Here is a 16,972-nt window from a genome sequence, read left to right as displayed (position 1 = left end):
GCAGCGCCTGCGAAACAGTGCCCCGCCCAGCCCACCGGCCAGGCGGGGCACAGCTTTGCGGGTCATCATCGGTACATGATCGAGCACACCGAGCCGGAGCCGTCCAGGCCCCTGCGGTCCTGGATACGCTCCTCGCCCGGGACGCACATCTGGCTGCTGATCATCGCCGTCACCAGCATCGTCGTCGTGATCGCGCCCGACCGGGTCGAGCACGTCCTGCTCCACCGCAACAGCAGCAACATCCACCAGCTCGTCCAGCACCCCGTGCGGGCGCTCCTCAGCAGCGCGTTCTGGATCGAGAACCCGGCCTCGCTCGCCCTCTACGCCGTCCTCTTCGAGCTGTTCTACGCGCCCGTCGAACGCTGGCTCGGCACGCAGCGCTGGCTCCTGATCGTGGCGAGTGCCCACATCATCGCCACCCTGGTCAGCCAGAGGATCCTGCTGATGGCCATCGAGGACCACCGAGCCCCGCGCAGCATGACCCATGTCGTCGACATCGGCGTCAGCTACGGGCTCGCGGCCGCCGTCGGTGTCCTCACCTACCGGATCCCCGGCCCCTGGAGATGGTTCTACCTGGCCGGAGCAGTCGCCTTCTTCGGGCTCCCCCTCGCCACCGGCGGTACCTTCACCGACCTCGGCCATGCCATCGCGCTCTCCGTCGGACTGCTCGCCTGGCCGCTCACCCGTCACGATGTTTCACGTGAAACACGATCCCGTTTCACGTGAAACGAGGTCTTGTTTCACGTGAAACGTGACTAGTCGGTCTCTGCTTTCGCCACGCCGTGCTCCCACGCCCACGCGGCGATCCCCACCCGGTTCCTGGCCCCGATCTTGGCCTGGACGTTCGCGATGTGGGTCTTGGCCGTCCCCGCGCTGATGAACAGCTCCGCGCCGATCTCGGCGTTGGTCAGCCCGCGCGCCACCAGGCGCACGATGTCCAGCTCCCGCTCCGTCAGCGGATGCGGCGCGCGAGGGGCGACGGGACCCGCCTCCGTCAGCCGGCTCAGCAGCCGCACCGTGATCTGCGGACTGATCAGCGTGTCCCCGGCCATCGCCGCCCGGACCCCCTCGATCAGCAGGGCCGGCCCGGACCGCTTGAGCAGGAATCCGCAGGCCCCGTTGCGCAGGGCGGTGTGCACGTACTCGTCCAGGTCGAAGGTGGTCACCACCACCACCCGGGTCTCGGGGGCCAGCAACCGGGTCACCTCCAGCCCGTCCAGCCGTGGCATCCGGATGTCCGCCAGCACCACGTCGGGCCGCAGTTCCCGGGCCAGCACCACCGCGCGCTCCCCGTCCGCCGCCTCCCCCACGACGGTCATGTCCGGCTGTGAATCGAGGATCAGCCGGAAACCGCTGCGAATGTCCTCTTGGTCATCGGCTATCAGGATGCGTGTGGTCACGCCGCTATGATCACCCAGGAGGATGTCCCTCCGCCGGGAAGACGGCGTGAACCCGCCACCCGCCGTCCGCGTCCGCCCCGGCCTGCAGGCACCCGCCCGCCGCTTCCACCCGCCCGCGGAGGCCGGCCAGCCCCGTGCCGCCCCGCCTCCGGCGGGCCAGCAGCCCGCCCGCGCCCCGGGGCGCCGCGGAATTGACCACGCTGAGCTCTATGCCCGGTCCGGCCCGGCGTACGGCGACCTGCACCACGGCGGCTCCGGGCGCGTGCCGGCGTACGTTCGTCAGCGCCTCGACGGCCACTCTGTACGCCGTGGTGTCCGCCTCCCGCGACAGCTCCCGTACGGCCTCCGGCTCCGCGTCCAGTGCCCCACCCTCGAACCGCTCCACCAGCTCCGGAAGTTGGGCCAGGCCCGGAACCGGGGTCGTCGGCCCGCCCGCGGCCTCCTGCAGCGCATGTACCGTCCGGTCCATCGAGGCGAGCGCACTCAGCCCCGCAGTCTCGATCCGCTCCAGCGCGCGGACCGCCTGGCCGGGGTCCTGCGCCGCCACGAACCGGGCCGCCTGTGCCTGCACCACGATGGCGCTCACGTCGTGCGCCACGAAGTCGTGCAGATCCCGGGCCAGTTCCAACTGCTGGTCGCGCCGCGCATCCCGTACGGCCTGCCGCATCAGGCCCGCCTGGCGGCGCAGGTAGCCGCCGGCCAGCACCGCCCCGAGGGCGGGCAGAGCCCAGAACGCCGCGGCCCCGCAGGCCTCCAGCCACGATCCGCTCTCCCACACCAGGGGGACGGGCCACAGCGCGACGGCCGCCACCCCGAGGGTGCCCGCGACGGCCGCGGAGCGCACCGGGGACCAGCGGGCCACCAGGGCCAGCAGGAGGAGCAGAGGGCCCTCCCAGAGCAGCAGCCACGACGGGGGCACCCGCAGGAGGGCGGCGGCGATGCCGACCACCGCAGCCGCAGTCAGCAACGGGGCATACGCGGCGCGAGGGTTGACGGTCATGAGCCGACCCTACGAGCGCACCCCGCCGTTCGGCCATCTGCCGATCGGCACAGACGCGCGACCGGGCAGGGCCGCGGACCTGCTGATCGGCGGATGGTCGCGAACGCCCCGGCCGACGAGGCTTGAGTCATCAACCAGCCCCTTCCGGACAGGACTTGGACCATGACCGCCAACGCCGCCGTACACGCTTCGGACACCGTTCCCGGAGTCTCCCCCCGGCTTCGCCGGCTCGCCGGGCTCGCCTCGCTGACGGTGCTTCCCAGCTGCGTGTGGCGGCTCGTGGTGGCGGCGGGCGTGCCCATGGGCTGGGGCCCGGGCAGCGATCTGCACCACGCGTACTACCCGGGCCGGGAATCCCTGGTCCTGATCTTCGTCTGCGTCGTGCAGGAGTGCCTCGGCCTGCTGAGCTTCGGGCTGGTCCAGCGCTGGGGCGAGGAGGTGCCCCGCTGGATCCCGTGGATGGGCGGACGCCGGCTCCATCCCCTGGTGGCGGTGGTTCCCGCGGCGCTGGGCGCGCTCGCACTCACCGGCATCACGGTCCTCGGCGCCGCAACCTGGAACGAGGTCAACGCCGCGAATCCCGACGCGCCCACCGGGCCGGCCCTGTGGATCTTCAACCTGTCCTACGTGCCCCTGCTGCTCTGGGGTCCGCTGCTCGGAGTCCTCACCGTCGCCTACTGGCGGCGCCGCCGGATTCACGGCTGATGCGCGGAAATTCACTGGTACGGGACTTCCGCCCGGGGCAGAGTGAGTCGTGCGGGGAGCAACAAAAGGTCCGGGACAGCCACTTCGAGCGCGCCTCGCGGCGCGGGCTGTCCCGGACCTCTCGTACGTCCGTACCGGCTACGCGGCGCCCAGCAGGCGCTCCAGCACCACCGCGATGCCGTCCTCCTCGTTGGAGGTCGTCACCTCGTCAGCCACCGCCTTGAGCTCCGCGTGGGCATTGGCCATCGCCACTCCGTGCGCGGCCCAGCCGAACATCGGGATGTCGTTGGGCATGTCACCGAAGGCGATCGTCTCCGCCGCCTTCACCTTCAGCCGGCGCGCGGCCAGCGACAGGCCGGTGGCCTTGGTCAGGCCGAGCGGCAGTATCTCGACTATGCCCGGACCCGCCATGACGATGTCGACCAGGCTGCCGACGGTCTGCCGGGCCACCTTGACGAGCGCGTCGTCGTCGAGCTCCCGGTGCTGGATGTAGAGCTTGTTCAGCGGAGCCGTCCACACCGCGGCGGTGTCCTCCAGGTAGACGGCCGGGAGGCCCTCCTGCACCTGGTACCCGGGCCCGAACAGGACCTCGCCGTCCACCCCGTCCCGGCTGGCCGCCAGGGCCAGCGGACCGATCTCGGCCTCCAGCTTCGACAGCGCCAGGCCGGCCAGCTGCCGGTCCAGCGTCACCGAGGTCAGCAGCCGGTGCGCACCCGCGTCGTAGACCTGCGCGCCCTGCCCGCAGACGGCGATCCCCTTGTAGCCGAGATCGTCCAGCACGTGCCGGGTCCAGGGCACGGCACGGCCGGTGACGATGATGTGCGCCGCGCCCGCCGCGGTGGCCGCGACGAGCGCCTCACGGGTACGTTCCGAGACGGTGTCGTCACCACGCAGCAGCGTGCCGTCGAGATCGGTGGCGACGAGTTTGTACGGGAACGGGGCCGGGCTCACTTTTTGATCGGCTCCAGGACCTCGCGGCCGCCGAGGTAGGGACGGAGCGCCTGGGGCACCCGTACCGAGCCGTCGGCCTGCTGGTGGTTCTCGAGGATCGCGACGATCGTGCGCGGAACGGCGCACAGGGTGCCGTTCAGCGTGGACAGCGGCTGGGTCTTCTTGCCGTCGCGGTAGCGGATCGACAGGCGGCGGGCCTGGAAGCTGTTGCAGTTCGACGCGGAGGTCAGCTCGCGGTACTTGCCCTGGGTCGGGATCCACGCCTCGCAGTCGAACTTGCGCGAGGCGGAGGCACCCAGGTCACCGGTGGCGACGTCGATCACCTGGAACGGCAGCTCCAGGCTGGTCAGCCACTGCTTCTCCCACTCCAGGAGCCGCTGGTGCTCGGCCTCGGCCTCCTCCGGCGCGACGTACGAGAACATCTCGACCTTGTCGAACTGGTGGACGCGGAAGATGCCGCGGGTGTCCTTGCCGTACGTGCCGGCCTCGCGGCGGAAGCACGGCGAGAAGCCGGCGTACCGCAGCGGCAGCTTGTCGGCGTCGATGATCTCGTCCATGTGGTACGCGGCGAGCGGGACCTCGGAGGTGCCGACCAGGTAGTAGTCGTCCTTCTCCAGGTGGTAGACGTTCTCCGCGGCCTGGCCGAGGAAGCCGGTGCCCTCCATGGCGCGCGGGCGGACCAGCGCGGGGGTCAGCATCGGGATGAAGCCGGCCTCGGTGGCCTGTGCGATGGCCGCGTTGACCAGCGCCAGCTCCAGCAGGGCGCCCACACCGGTCAGGTAGTAGAAGCGCGAGCCCGAGACCTTGGCGCCGCGCTCGACGTCGATGGCTCCGAGCGATTCGCCGAGCTCCAGGTGGTCCTTGGGCTCGAAGCCCTCGGCGGCGAAGTCGCGGATGGTGCCGTGCGTCTCCAGGACGGTGAAGTCCTCCTCGCCGCCGACCGGGACGTCCTCGTGGACGATGTTGCCGAGCTGCAGGAGGAGCTGCTTGGCGGCCTCGTCGGCCTCGTTCTGCTCGGCCTCGGCGGCCTTGACGTCCTGCTTGAGCTGTTCGGCCTTCTTCAGCAGCTCGGCCCGCTCCTCCGGAGAGGCCTTCGGAATGAGCTTGCCGAGGGACTTCTGCTCATTGCGCAGTTCGTCGAAGCGCATGCCTGAGGACCTGCGGCGCTCGTCGGCGGAGAGCAGTGCGTCGACGAGGTCGACGTCCTCTCCACGGGCGCGCTGCGAGGCGCGGACACGGTCAGGGTCTTCACGGAGCAGCCGAAGGTCAATCACCCCTCCAGGCTACCGGGCTGGGCTTCCTGGGATCACACCGATATCACGCTGCGTGTCGCTATGTCCTAATTGCAACGAATGGATAAGTCTTGATCGGTGACCGGAAGTGCCCCTTCTCGGACCGTCAATAAAACCGGCCCCATTCCCCGAAAAGGGGCACAATGTCGACGGCCGGGCGGGCCCTGAGCAGGGCTGGAGGTGGTTCTTGTCCACAGGAATTGCCGGGACCGGCATCTTATCCACAGGCTGTGTGCTGCATCTGTGGACACAGGAATAGATCATTCCCGATCGGCGGATGGCCGAGGTGAATCAGGGTTCAAACCACCCTCACACACTCATTCGGGTGGGAATGGCTCGCCCCAAAGAGTTGATCGGCGATGCAGGGGTGACACCGTTCACCTCCCGCTCCCCAGCGCGAAACCTGGGCCACCCGACCGATTTGTCGACCTTGTCGTGCCGCTCTGTCGACTTGTCCCCAGGTCCCCATCCCATCCTGTGGATAACTCTGTGGACAGCTGGAGAAGACGGTGGACGACGCCCTACGCCCGGCCGTCGAGGCAACGAGTCAGCCAGTCGGATGCGTCCGTGAAGTCACCGTCGGAGGTTCCGGCCCGAGGCGCCCTGACGTCACTCTGAGCGACGCCGGCACGCGGATAGGACCCGAGGAAGCGGACCTGCGGACAGGTCCGCTTGAGGCCCATGAGTGCCTCGCTGACCCGCCGGTCCGAGATGTGGCCCTCCGCGTCGACGGCGAAGCAGTAGTTGCCGATGCCCTGTCCCGTTGGACGGGACTGGATCAGCATCAGGTTGACCCCGCGGACCGCGAACTCCTGGAGGAGCTCCAGCAGCGCACCCGGGTGGTCGTCGCCGAGCCACAGCACGACGGAGGTCTTGTCTGCGCCGGTCGGCGCGGCGGGCCGCGCGGGGCGCCCCACGAGCACGAACCGGGTCTCGGCGTTCTCCGCGTCGTGGATCTCGGTGACCAGCGGGACGAGCCCGTACGTGGCAGCGGCGAATTCGCCCGCGAAAGCGGCGTCGAAGCGGCCCTCCTGGACCAGCCGGGCGCCGTCGGCGTTCGAGGCGGCCGACTCCCACACCGCGTCGGGCAGGTTCGCCCGAAGCCAGTTGCGCACCTGGGGCTGGGCGACCGGGTGACCCGTCACGGTCTTGACGTCCGACAGCGACGTCCCGGGCCGCACGAGCAGCGCGAAGGCGATGGGCAGCAGCACCTCGCGGTAGATCATCAGCGGTTCGCCCGAGGCCAGCTCGTCGAGGGTGGCGGTGACCCCGCCCTCGACCGAGTTCTCGATCGGGACGAGCGCGGCGGCCGCCTCGCCGTTGCGCACGGCGTCCAGGGCGGCCGGAACCGACACCATCGGGATGAGCTCCCGGGTCGCGGCTTCCGGCAGGGTGCGCAGGGCGGCCTCGGTGAAAGTGCCCTCGGGACCGAGATACGTGAAGCGGGTGGCTGACATGCGATCAGCGTAATGCCGGGATCACGCCCACCGGGGTCCTGTTCATCCTTCGAGCAGCCGCTGCCCCACGTACTCGCCGCTGCGGGGGCCGGGCGGTACCGCGTACAGGCCACTGGACTCGTGCCGGATGAACTCCGACAGCGCGTCCCCGCGATCGAGCTTGCGCTGGACGGGTACGAACCCGCGCAGTGGATCGGCCTGCCAGCAGACGAAGAGGAGTCCGGCGTCGGGGGCGCCGTCGGAGCCGATCCCGTCGTGGAAGGAGAAGGGACGGCGCAGCATGGCCGCCCCGCCGTTCTGCTCGGGGGCCGAGATCCGGGCATGCGCGTTGGACGGGATGACCAGCTTGCCGTCGGAGCCGAGCTTGTCGAGCGCCATCTCCGTGGTCTCCGTGCCGCCGGTCAGCGGTGCACCGGTGGCCTTGGTGCGGCCTATGACCTGCTCCTGCTGGGCGAGCGACTGCTTGTCCCAGTCGTCGAGCAGCATGCGGATGCGCCGTACGACGGCGTACGAGCCTCCGGCCATCCAGGCGTGCTCGGCCGGTCCGGGGCCGGCCGAGGGGACGAAGATCCGCTTGTCGAAGTCGGGCTGCGAGGGCTTCGGGTTGCCGGTGCCGTCGATCTGGCCCATCAGGTTGCGGGCGGTCATCGGGGTGCCGGTGGCTCCGGGGGACCGGTTGAAGCCGTTCATCTGCCAGCGGACGCGGGCGGCGTCCCCGGCGTCCTTCTGCAGGGCGCGCAGGGCGTGGAAGGCGACGAGTCCGTCGTTCGAGCCGATCTGCACCCACAGGTCGCCGTTGCTGCGCTGGGCGTCGAGCTGGTCGGAGGAGAAGCTCGGCAGCGGGTCGAGGGCGGCGGGGCGGCGGGCGGTGAGGCCGGTGCGCTCGAAGAAGGAGTGGCCGAAGCCGAAGGTGACGGTCAGGGAGGACGGGCCGGCATCCAGGGCGATACCGCTGTCGGAGGTTGCGGAAGGCTCGCCCGCCATGAGCCGTCGTGCCGTGTCCGACCAGCGTCGCAGTAGTGCGGAGGCCTCGGTACGGCCCGCCCCGGGGGTGAGATCGAAGGCGACGAGGTGCCCCTTGGCCTGCAGGGGCGTGGTGATGCCGGCCTGGTGGTCCCCGTGGAAGGCCACCTGGGTGGCGCCGAGGGAGGACAGGCTGCCGGCGGCGCCCGTGGCGGAGCCGCTCCCGGAGTCGGCGAGCGCGGAGTGCGCGAGAGCGCCGCCGGCGGCGCCGAGCGCGAGTCCGGCGGCGCCCGCGGCGCCGACGGTGCCCAGCAGCCTGCGCCGGGAGATCTCGATGTCGGGGTTGCTGTCGGTCACGCTGGTCAGCCGATCTTCACAGTCTTCTGCACGGTGGTCTGGTCGATGTCGGAGGTACGGACGGTCACGTCGATGCGCCATTCGCCGGCGAGCGGCAGCTGGACACCGGATGCGGTCCAGTGCCCTGGGGCGGCCTGCTCGGGGACGAGCGGCAGGGGGCCGACGTCCTTGGCCGGCAGGGTGAAGGCGACCTTGATCTCGGGGAGGTCGAAGGGCTTGCCGTCGCCGGAGTCGGCCCAGAGGTGGAGGGTGTTCGCGCCGACCCGGCCCGGGTCGAGCTCGAGCCGGACGGACCCCTTGCCGTTCTGGCCGCCGGTGTCGAACGGCAGGGTGATCTTGACGGGGCGGTTGGGGACGGCGGTGGTCGTGGGACCGCCGCGGCCGGCCTCCTTCTCCACGGTGCGCCCGGGCTCGGTGCTGGTGAGAACCGTGGCGACGGCGAGCAGGATCACGGCTATGCCCGCTTCGGCGAGTACGGAGCGGCGCAGGCCGGCGCGGTGGGGGTCGGCGTCACGCACCTGCTTCTCGCGCGCGCTCTCACGGGCGGCGCGCTGCCGGGCGAGCTGCGCGGCGCGCTCTGGATCCGCCGGGACGGTGACGGGCTCTGTTTCACGTGAAACATCGGAGCCCTCGAGGTCGTCCGAGACCGCGGAGCCTGTTTCACGTGAAACATTTCCCGGCCCGGCCGCCTCTGCGGCCGATGCGTTGGCGGCCACGGCTGCCTCCGGGGTGTCCGCGAGCCGTGCGGTCCACTTCCGGGAGAGGTAGGCGACGCCGAGGAGGACGGCGACCAGGCCGACCTTCACGAGCAACAGCCGCCCGTAGTCGGTGCCGGTGAGGGCGGACCAGCTGCCGAGCTGGCGCCAGGACTGGTACACGCCGGTGACGGCGAGCACCAGGACGCTGACGAAGGCGACCGTGGAGAAGCGCCGGACAGCCGCGCGTTCGATCCCCGGGACCTTGTGGAGGGCGACGAGCAGTGCGGTGAGACCACCGAGCCAAGTGGCGACGGCCAGCAGGTGCAGGATGTCGGCCGGCATGGCGATCCCGGGCTGGATGCCCGTGGAGGCGTGTTCCGAGAGGGCCCACGTGGCGGCGATGCCGCCGGCGACCACAGCGCCGCCGATGGCCAGCCCGAAGGTGAGGTCGTTGGTGTCCTCGACCTCCTCGGACGCCCCCGCGTTCGCCTTCTCCTCGGGGCCGGCGCCCTGCAGGCGGCGCGCATAGACACCGAAGAGGACAGCGACGAAGAGGGCGGCGGCGCCCAGCAGGAGCAGCCGGGAGACGAGCGAGGCGCCGGTCTTGGTCGCCAGGACCGCCCTGAGCCCGTCGAGGTCGAAGGCGTCGGCGAACTTGCCGGAGCCCGTGTAAGGGGTCCGGAGTACCAGCATCACCAGGGTGGCGACGGTCAGCGTGACCCAGGCCCGCACGACGAGCTTCTGGAGCGGCCGCTCGGCGGCGCCCCGGCGCCAGCACAGCAGGATGAAGGCGGCGCCGCCCACGAGGACGGTGAAGCCGGCGTAGGCGGCGTAGCGGGCGATCCCGTACGCGATGCCCACGGGTCCGCCGCCCGCCTGGACGGTGGGCAGCGTGACGTTGGTGGCCGAAGGTGCGCCGATGGAGAAGGTGAAGGCCCCGGCGATCGGATGGCTGTCGGCCGAAACGGCCTGCCAGGCGACGGTGTAGGTGCCGTTGGGCAGGCCGGTGTGCAGGGCGGTGCCGTAGCGCACGGTGTTCCCGCTGCACATGTCGCGCAGCTCGCCGGTGTCCACCCGCCTGCCCTGGGGGTCGAGAACGCGGATGGAGTCGTCGCCCATCGCGACCTGCTCCGAGAAGGAGAGCGTGACCTGGGCGGGGGCCGTGGCGACCACCGCCCCGTCCTTGGGGTCGCTCGCGGTGAGTGCGGCGTGCGCCGTGGCCGGTGAGGCCGCGGTGAACAGGGTTGCCAGCAGGGCTGCGAGGACCAGCGCGAGCCGTGGCAGGAATGCCGTGGCAGAGGCGCGGGCCGCGGAGGGGGCGGGGGCGGTGGCCGTCATGGCGTGTCGGTTCCTCGGTCCGTCAGTGGAATTTGGAGTTCTGCGTGTCGTACGTCCGTTCCTTCACGTCCAGCTCGACCTTGACGGGGCCGGCCTTCTCGAAACGGAGCTCGACGGTGACCTTGTCCCCGACCTTCGGAGTGCTCTTGAGCCCCATGAACATGATGTGGCTGCCGCCGCGCTCCAGCCGGAGCTCACCGTTCGCCGGCACGTCCATCGACTGGACCTGCTGCATCTTCCGGTCCTTGGTCTCGTGGACCTGGAGATCGTCGGAGAGCGGGGAGGTGGCGCCGGTGAGCTTGTCGGCGGTCTCGGTGTTGTTCTTGATGACCATGAAGGCGCCGGCCATCTCGTCGGTCACGGGCTGGGGCATGAACGCGCCGCTGACCGCCATCTTCGGCTCGCTGTCGCCGGAGCAGCCGGACAGGGCCAGGGCCGCCGTCAGGGCGAGGGCGGTGGCGAGGGTGCGGGTGGTGCGGGCGTTCACGGGTTCTCTCCCCTGATGAGCTTCGGCAGGTCCTTGGTGTAGTCGTCGACGGTGGTGCCCTCGCCGTAGAGGACGTAGCCCTCGTCGGTCTTGGGCGAGAACGCGATGACCTGGGCGCCGTGCATGGAGACGACGTCGCCGTTGGCCTCCTTCTTGGCTGCCTCTATGCCGATGCCGAGCGTGCGTGCGGCGGCCTGGATGGCGGCGAAGTCCCCGGTGAGTCCGATGAAGGACGGGTCCTGCGCCTTGAGCCATGAGCCGAGGGACTCGGGAGTGTCCCGTTCGGGGTCGGTGGTGACGAAGACGACCTGCAGGTTGTCCTGGTCGGCCTTGGGGAGTGCCTTCTTGGCGACGGCGATGTTGCTCATCGTCAGCGGGCACACGTCGGGGCAGTGGGTGTAGCCGAAGTAGATCAGCGTCGGCTTGCCCTTGGTCTGCTCGCGCAGGTTCCACGGCTGGCCGGTGGTGTCCGTGAGGACGAGCTCCGGCTTGTTGAAGGGGCGGTCCAGGACGGTCGCGGCCTTGGCGTTGTTCTGGCCGCCGGCGATCTGGGTGACCGAGTCGGTCTTGGCCGGCTCACCGCCGCAGGCGGTGAGGGTGAGGGCGGCCGCTGCGAGGAGAGCGGCGGCCGTCACACGTGTGGTGCGCATGGAGAGGAGTCCCTGGGATCGGGGGTGGTTCGGGTGCGGGGCGGTGGCGCCGACGGGCGCCGCAGGTCAGGCGGAGCGGCGACGCGAGGCGACGCCGAAGGCGACCCCGCCGAGTCCGATGACGATGCCGGCGATGCCGAGAGCGCGCGCGGTGGTGTCCGATCCGTGCTCGGTCGCGGCCTCGTCGTGGCCGTGCCCGGAGTCCTTTTCGGTGTTCTTCGCCTCGTCGGTCTTGGCGGCGCCGTGGTGGTCGTCGCCCTTCGCGGCGGCCAGCTTCAGGACGGGCGCCGGGTTCTGCGGTTCCGCGGCACCTTCCTTGGCCTCCTCGATCCACCGGACGACCTCGCCGTTGTCGTAGGTCTGGATGGACTTGAAGACCATCTGGTCGGTGCTCTCGGGCAGCTTGCCGACGGAGACCGGGAACTGCTGGAACTTGCCGGGCTCGATCTTGCCGCCGGTCCAGGTCACCTTGGTGACGACCTCGTTGACCTGCTTGCCGTGCACGGTCAGCGGCTTGTCGAGCTTGGTCTTCTCGACGCTGGACGTCCAGCCGGGGATGTCCTGCGGCATCACGGACGTGAGCGGCTGGTCGACCGGGAAGTTGACCTCGAGCTGGGTGGTCGAAGCGTTGTCGCGCTCGTTGGGGACCTTGAAGTTGAGCGTCGCGTAGCCACCCTTGGCGGCCTCTCCGACGGGCTGCACGCCGACGTGCGCGAAGGCGGTACCGGACAGGACGAGGACGGTGCCCGCGGCGAGGGCGGCGGCGAAGGAGATGCGAGAGGTCTTCATGGCAGAAACACTCCACGGAAGCAGTGGTGACGGTGGATCCGCGCACGGGCGCGCGCGGAGTTCGCGGCACCGGTACTCCCACCGTGTGTCCGGGGAGGAGGGTGCCGCGTCAGGCTGCGAGGGCGAGGGCCGTGGGCGGCCCGCGCCTGATCACCGTGTGCTGGAGTGCTTCCCGGCCGGTGCAGGCGGCCGGGTCGGCCCCGGTGCGCAGGGCCTGCGGGAGCAGGGCGGGCGCGCCCGGAAGATGGGTGCCGAGGGCCCGTACGAAGGCCAGTGCGGCGCGCAGCGGGCGTACCGGGGCGGCTTCGGCGGAGAGCCGGGACAGTTCCACGAGCCGGAAGAGCGCGGCGTCGCCGCGGCTGAGCAGCCAGCCGGCGACGAGCGCGGCCAGCAGGTGGCCGAGCAGCATGGCCGGGCTGAACAGGCCGGTCGCGGGCGCCGTGGTGGCGGCCTGGGCCGCGTGCGCGTGGGCGCCGTGTCCCTGAGCGGCGACCTGCCCGGCCTGCTGGGCCAGGGCGGCCGGGTCCAGGCCCGTGGCCTCCAGGATCTGCCGGACGTCGGCCTGGCTGAGCGGTACGGAGTTGCCCCCGCAGACCAGCCGGGCGGCGAGCGCCGCGAGCGAAGCGTCGGAGGTGCCGGTCGGTGCCGGTGCGGCCACGGCGCTGTGCTGGCCGAGGCCGAAGAGGGCGTGCAGGGCCAGTTGACCGGTGGTGAGCCCGGCGGCGATGCCGGGCAGCGTGTGCCGGCGGCCCGCGAGCGCGGCTGCGACGGCGAAGACGGCGAGTAAGCCGGTGCACAGCGACCACCAGGGCACGGTGGCGCAGGACGCCAGGGCGTGCCCGGCCGCGGACAGCACGACGGAGACCGCGGTGAACACCGCGGCCCGGATGAGCCGGAGGCCGGCTCCGGCGTGCGTCGCATGGGGGTCAGGCATGGCCGGGCCATCATCGCACTGCGCTTGGGGCGTCCATACGGCAGGTCCGGAAGGTCCGCATGAGTCCTGTCTGCGCACACGGTCCCGGCGCGGCCCGGGCGGGTGGCGCCTCCGGGAGGCATACACCGCTCCCCGGGAGAGCCGCATCGGCCGAACGAGGGCAATGCGGTCCCGGACGGCCGCAGGGCGCTTACGGCCCGCTGCGGGCGGCAATAGGTAACCGTATGAGCATCTGGTGGTCTCTCCACTTGAGGCGCGAAGCCGCGAGCGTGCCGCTCGCCAGGCGACTGCTGCTGGGGACCATGGAGACCGCGGGGGTGGACCCGGACATCTCCTTCGACCTCTCGGTGGCCCTGAGCGAGGCGTGTGCGAACGCCGTGGAGCACGGCGGAGGCGGTGACCTTCCGGACGAGACCGCGGCCTACCACGTCACGGCCTACCTGGACGGGGACCGCTGCCGCATCGAGGTGACCGATTCCGGTCCGGGGTTCCCGCCCGCCACGGAGGCCCGCCGCAGACCCGCCCTGGCCGAACACGGCCGGGGCCTCGATCTGATCGCCGAACTGGCCGACCACGTCCGCTTCCGCAACCGGCCCGGCCGCGGCGCGGTGGTGAGCTTCGACAAGATGCTCAAGTGGCGCGACGACGCGCTGCTGAAGGTGTCCTAGACACGGTGATGGGCGGGACCCCGCAGGGGATCCCGCCCACCGAAGCGAACCGGCGCGGGCATCAGCCCTTGAGGCGCGCCATCCAGGCCTCGACCTCGGTCGAGGTGCGGGGCAGCCCGGCCGACAGGTTCCGGTTGCCGTCCTCCGTGACGAGGATGTCGTCCTCGATCCGGACGCCGATGCCGCGGTACTCCTCGGGCACGGTCAGGTCGTCGGCCTGGAAGTAGAGACCCGGCTCGACGGTGAGGCACATGCCCGGCTCCAGGGTGCCGTCGACGTACGCCTCGGTGCGCGCCGCGGCGCAGTCGTGGACGTCCATGCCGAGCATGTGGCCGGTGCCGTGCAGGGTCCAGCGGCGCTGCAGGCCCAGCTCCAGGACGCGCTCGACCGGGCCCTCCAGCAGACCCCACTCGACGAGCTTCTCGGCCAGCACGTGCTGCGAGGCGTCGTGGAAGTCGCGGAACTTCGCACCCGGCTTGACCGCGGCGATGCCGGCTTCCTGGGACGCGTAGACCGCGTCGTAGATCTTGCGCTGGATGTCGGTGTACGTGCCGTTGATCGGCAGCGTGCGCGTGACGTCGGCGGTGTAGAGGGAGTGCGTCTCCACACCGGCGTCGAGCAGCAGCAGGTCGCCGGAGCGGACGTCGCCGTCGTTGCGGACCCAGTGCAGGGTGCAGGCGTGGGGGCCGGCGGCGCAGATGGAGCCGTAGCCGACGTCGTTGCCCTCGACGCGGGCGCGCAGGAAGAAGGTGCCCTCGATGTAGCGCTCGGAGGTGGCCTCGGCCTTGTCCAGGACCTTCACGACGTCCTCGAAGCCGCGAACGGTGGAGTCGACGGCCTTCTGCAGCTCGCCGATCTCGAAGTCGTCCTTCACGGCGCGGGCCTCGGAGAGGTAGACGCGCAGCTCCTCGTCGCGCTCCTTGGTCACCTTGTCGGTGAGGGCGGACTCGATCACGGAGTCGTGGCCGCGGACGCACCGGACCGGGCCCTCGGCCTCGGTCAGGGCCCCGGCGAGCTCGCGCACGTCACTGGCGGGAATGCCCAGGAGCTGCTCGGCCTCGGTGAGGGAGTGGCGGCGGCCGACCCACAGCTCGCCCTGGCCGGACAGCCAGAACTCGCCGTTCTCCCGGTCGGAGCGCGGCAGCAGGTAGATGGTGGCCGTGTGCCCGGCCGCCCCCGTGGGCTCCAGGACCAGGACGCCGTTCTCGGTCTGGTCGCCGGTCAGGTACGCGTACTCGGTCGAGGCGCGGAAGGGGTACTCGGTGTCGTTCGAGCGGGTCTTCAGCCGGCCGGCGGGGACGACGAGGCGCTCGCCGGGGAAGCGCGCGGACAGCGCGGCGCGCCGGTCGGCGGTGTGCCCGGCCTGGGCGATGGGCTCCAGACCGTGCAGCTCGGTGTCGGCCCAGCCGGTGCGCATGCTCTCGGCGAGTTCGTCGCTGACGCCCGGGTACAGACCGTTCTTGCGCTGCTTGTGCGTCTTCTTGGGCTGCTCTTCTTCCGGGGTCTCCGGGGTGAGCTCGTCAGCCACGTCTTCTCCTCAGCTACGACGGTACGGACCTGGGTGTGGACCGCATCCATCGTATGCGTGTGCGGAGAGGGCTGGTCCGTATCGTGCCGTCCGTCACGATACGGACCATGGACCGCGGCCCGGCCGAACTCGAAGCGGCCTACCCGGGGCGGCTCACTCGAAACGGGCGGCGAGCAGGACGATGTCCTCGGGGGCGTCGGCCGGCTCCCCCTCGGGCAGCACGGTCCGCAGGATGTGCTCGCACAGGGCCGCCGGGTCCTCCCGGATGCTGCGGGGCGCGCCCGCGGCCGCCGCGTGCAGCCGTGCGTAGGCCCGGTCCATCGGGTCTCCGGTGTGGTGCAGCAGCCCGTCGGTGTAGAGCAGCACCGTTTCTCCGGGTGCGGGTTCGATCTCCACGCTCGGCGCCTCCCAGCAGGACAGCATGCCCAGCGGCGCGGAGAGCGAGGTCTCCACGTACTCGGTGCGGTGCTCGCCGATGAGGAGCGGCGGGGTGTGCCCGGCGCCGGCCAGGATGATCTTGTGGCCCTGGCCGTCGGAGTGCGGGCCACCGGCCGGTTCGCAGTACGCGAAGAGTGCGGTGGCCGAACGTGCCGGCTCCGTGAGGCGCAGCAGCAGCTCCAGGTCGGACAGGACCGCCACAGGGTCCTCGCCCTCCATGACGGCATAGGCGCGCAGCGATGCCCGCAGCCTCCCCATGGCGGCGACGGCGCTCGGCCCCGATCCGGTGACCGAGCCGACGGCCAGGCCCAGGGCGCCCTCGGGCAGCGGCAGGGCGTCGTACCAGTCGCCCCCGCCGCGCGGTCCCGTGTGGTGGCGGGCGGCGAGCTGCACCCCGGGGATCCGGGGGAGCCGGCTGGGCAGCAGTTCCTCGGCGACGGTCGCCAGGCGCGAGCGGGAGCGCTCCACCTCCAGCATCCGGGCCAGGTGCTCGGCGGCGTGCCGGACGTACAGGCCGGCGAGGTCGCGCTGGCGGTCGTTCGGCTCGGCCTGCTCGTCGTACAGCCAGACGGCCGCGCCGAGCCTGCCGGTGGCTTTGGCGGTCAGCGGGAGCGCGTAGCTGGCGGCGTAGCCGAGACGGGCCGCGACCTCGCGGTGACGGGGGTCGACGGGGGCGGCGAAACCCCCGGTGCCGGGGGGCTCGCCCGGTTCGGGGAGGACCTCGGAGCCGCCGTGGGCATCGGGCAGTCCGTCGAGGATCCGGCCGTACGAGGTCGCGCTGCGCGGCACGGTCTCGATGTGGCCGAGTTCGGCGTGGCCGAGACCGAGGCCGATCGTGCTGGTGGGGCCGAGCCCGTCGGAGGGTTCCAGGACGATCAGGCCGCGGCGGGCGCCGACGAGTGAGGCTCCGGCGCGCAGGAACTCGTGGAGGGAGGTGTCGAGGTCACTGGTGCGGGCCAGCCGCTCGGTGAGCTCGTGCAGGGTGGTGAGGTCCGAGACCATGCCCGCCAGCCGGTCCTGGATGACGCTGCCCGGGCCGGGCGGTGGGACCGGTGCGGGGGCGGTTCGGGCGGGCGCGGGCGCCGCAGTGTGCGGTGACGTGGTAACTGCTGGATCGATTCCAGCCACTTTCGGCAGATGCGGGGCGCTCATGGCGTCCGCCTTTCCACCTGGTGCGATTCGCCGAATAGCATCGCAAACCCCCAGATCGTGCTGCGCCGCCATCAAGGAATCCACATCTACACGCACACGTGGATGCATGTCCAGCATTGCCCAGGTGGGAATCCTGGTGTCCGTGGGACGGCAACTCACTGTCGA

At 71.2% G+C, this 16,972-nt stretch carries 16 protein-coding genes; 3 read left to right on the top strand and 13 right to left on the bottom strand.

All coding sequences use genetic code 11. The features are described 5' to 3' along the window. The first annotated feature begins 75 nt into the window (after positions 1-75). Positions 76-726: a rhomboid-like protein gene (locus OG472_RS22580; RefSeq protein WP_383564936.1), complete on the top strand. Its 651-nt coding sequence runs from the start codon at positions 76-78 to the stop codon at positions 724-726. 29 nt (positions 727-755) lie between these two features. On the opposite strand, the gene OG472_RS22575 is transcribed toward OG472_RS22580, so the two are convergent. Then, the gene (locus tag OG472_RS22575; RefSeq protein WP_405941951.1) at positions 756-1,400 is read right to left on the bottom strand and encodes a response regulator; all 645 of its coding nucleotides are present in this window, start codon (positions 1,398-1,400) and stop codon (positions 756-758) included. 10 nt (positions 1,401-1,410) lie between these two features. Further along, complete coding sequence (locus OG472_RS22570) at positions 1,411-2,400, bottom strand: sensor histidine kinase (protein WP_405941950.1); 990 nt, start codon at positions 2,398-2,400, stop codon at positions 1,411-1,413. Positions 2,401-2,562: 162 nt separating this feature from the next. Between OG472_RS22570 and OG472_RS22565 the strand changes: the two genes are divergently transcribed. After that, positions 2,563-3,105, top strand: coding sequence for a hypothetical protein (locus OG472_RS22565; RefSeq protein WP_401610265.1), 543 nt, complete (start codon positions 2,563-2,565; stop codon positions 3,103-3,105). 138 nt (positions 3,106-3,243) lie between these two features. Here the strand turns inward: OG472_RS22565 and OG472_RS22560 are convergent, their stop codons facing one another. From OG472_RS22560 to OG472_RS22520, 9 genes are all read right to left on the bottom strand, one after another. Then, positions 3,244-4,056, bottom strand: a complete 813-nt coding sequence (locus OG472_RS22560; protein ID WP_401610267.1) for an HAD family hydrolase — start codon at positions 4,054-4,056, stop codon at positions 3,244-3,246. After that, positions 4,053-5,330 (bottom strand): serine--tRNA ligase, encoded by a 1,278-nt coding sequence (gene serS, locus OG472_RS22555; RefSeq protein WP_327414958.1) that lies wholly within the window; start codon positions 5,328-5,330, stop codon positions 4,053-4,055. Before serS ends, OG472_RS22560 begins: the two co-directional genes overlap by 4 nt. A 539-nt stretch (positions 5,331-5,869) precedes the next feature. Next, positions 5,870-6,805 carry a prephenate dehydratase gene (gene pheA / locus OG472_RS22550; protein ID WP_327414957.1) on the bottom strand — a complete coding sequence of 312 codons (936 nt, stop codon included), beginning with the start codon at positions 6,803-6,805 and terminating at the stop codon, positions 5,870-5,872. A gap of 42 nt (positions 6,806-6,847) precedes the next feature. Next, complete coding sequence (gene efeB, locus OG472_RS22545) at positions 6,848-8,125, bottom strand: iron uptake transporter deferrochelatase/peroxidase subunit (RefSeq protein ID WP_401610269.1); 1,278 nt, start codon at positions 8,123-8,125, stop codon at positions 6,848-6,850. Positions 8,126-8,130: 5 nt separating this feature from the next. Further along, the gene (locus tag OG472_RS22540; protein WP_405941949.1) at positions 8,131-10,161 is read right to left on the bottom strand and encodes a copper resistance CopC/CopD family protein; all 2,031 of its coding nucleotides are present in this window, start codon (positions 10,159-10,161) and stop codon (positions 8,131-8,133) included. 22 nt (positions 10,162-10,183) lie between these two features. Continuing rightward, on the bottom strand, positions 10,184-10,648 hold the full coding sequence (locus tag OG472_RS22535; RefSeq protein ID WP_401610271.1) for a copper chaperone PCu(A)C: 465 nt from the start codon (positions 10,646-10,648) through the stop codon (positions 10,184-10,186). Then, positions 10,645-11,298 carry an SCO family protein gene (locus OG472_RS22530; protein WP_405941948.1) on the bottom strand — a complete coding sequence of 218 codons (654 nt, stop codon included), beginning with the start codon at positions 11,296-11,298 and terminating at the stop codon, positions 10,645-10,647. Before OG472_RS22530 ends, OG472_RS22535 begins: the two co-directional genes overlap by 4 nt. Positions 11,299-11,364: 66 nt before the next feature. Beyond that, positions 11,365-12,087 carry a YcnI family protein gene (locus tag OG472_RS22525; RefSeq protein ID WP_401610275.1) on the bottom strand — a complete coding sequence of 241 codons (723 nt, stop codon included), beginning with the start codon at positions 12,085-12,087 and terminating at the stop codon, positions 11,365-11,367. Between the two features lie 109 nt (positions 12,088-12,196). Further along, complete coding sequence (locus OG472_RS22520) at positions 12,197-13,021, bottom strand: hypothetical protein (RefSeq protein ID WP_405941947.1); 825 nt, start codon at positions 13,019-13,021, stop codon at positions 12,197-12,199. A gap of 224 nt (positions 13,022-13,245) precedes the next feature. On the opposite strand from OG472_RS22520, the gene OG472_RS22515 reads away from it, so the two are divergent. Then, positions 13,246-13,689, top strand: coding sequence for an ATP-binding protein (locus tag OG472_RS22515; RefSeq protein ID WP_383564913.1), 444 nt, complete (start codon positions 13,246-13,248; stop codon positions 13,687-13,689). Positions 13,690-13,750: 61 nt separating this feature from the next. On the opposite strand, the gene OG472_RS22510 is transcribed toward OG472_RS22515, so the two are convergent. Both OG472_RS22510 and OG472_RS22505 read right to left on the bottom strand, forming a co-directional pair. Further along, a complete protein-coding gene (locus tag OG472_RS22510; protein ID WP_383564911.1) occupies positions 13,751-15,217 on the bottom strand; it encodes an aminopeptidase P family protein in 1,467 nt (488 codons plus the stop codon). A gap of 153 nt (positions 15,218-15,370) precedes the next feature. Beyond that, entirely contained in the window at positions 15,371-16,924 is a 1,554-nt protein-coding gene (locus OG472_RS22505; RefSeq protein WP_405941946.1) for a PP2C family protein-serine/threonine phosphatase, read from the bottom strand. Between the last annotated feature and the right edge of the window lie 48 nt (positions 16,925-16,972).

Origin of the sequence: Streptomyces sp. NBC_00207, assembly GCF_045160965.1 — a bacterium.
Classification (GTDB): domain Bacteria; phylum Actinomycetota; class Actinomycetes; order Streptomycetales; family Streptomycetaceae; genus Streptomyces.
Note: the sequence above shows the minus strand (reverse complement) of the source record. Positions and strands in the feature narration are given on the sequence as shown.

Bases quoted from the DNA above. Each gene is read 5' to 3' on its own strand.
- OG472_RS22580 (WP_383564936.1), top strand. From the start codon at position 76: ATGATCGAGCACACCGAGCCGGAGCCGTCCAGGCCCCTGCGGTCCTGG.
- OG472_RS22570 (WP_405941950.1), bottom strand. From the start codon at position 2,400: ATGACCGTCAACCCTCGCGCCGCGTATGCCCCGTTGCTGACTGCGGCT.
- OG472_RS22565 (WP_401610265.1), top strand. From the start codon at position 2,563: ATGACCGCCAACGCCGCCGTACACGCTTCGGACACCGTTCCCGGAGTC.
- pheA (WP_327414957.1), bottom strand. From the start codon at position 6,805: ATGTCAGCCACCCGCTTCACGTATCTCGGTCCCGAGGGCACTTTCACC.
- OG472_RS22540 (WP_405941949.1), bottom strand. From the start codon at position 10,161: ATGACGGCCACCGCCCCCGCCCCCTCCGCGGCCCGCGCCTCTGCCACG.
- OG472_RS22530 (WP_405941948.1), bottom strand. From the start codon at position 11,298: ATGCGCACCACACGTGTGACGGCCGCCGCTCTCCTCGCAGCGGCCGCC.
- OG472_RS22525 (WP_401610275.1), bottom strand. From the start codon at position 12,087: ATGAAGACCTCTCGCATCTCCTTCGCCGCCGCCCTCGCCGCGGGCACC.
- OG472_RS22520 (WP_405941947.1), bottom strand. From the start codon at position 13,021: ATGCCTGACCCCCATGCGACGCACGCCGGAGCCGGCCTCCGGCTCATC.
- OG472_RS22515 (WP_383564913.1), top strand. From the start codon at position 13,246: ATGAGCATCTGGTGGTCTCTCCACTTGAGGCGCGAAGCCGCGAGCGTG.
- OG472_RS22505 (WP_405941946.1), bottom strand. From the start codon at position 16,924: ATGCTGGACATGCATCCACGTGTGCGTGTAGATGTGGATTCCTTGATG.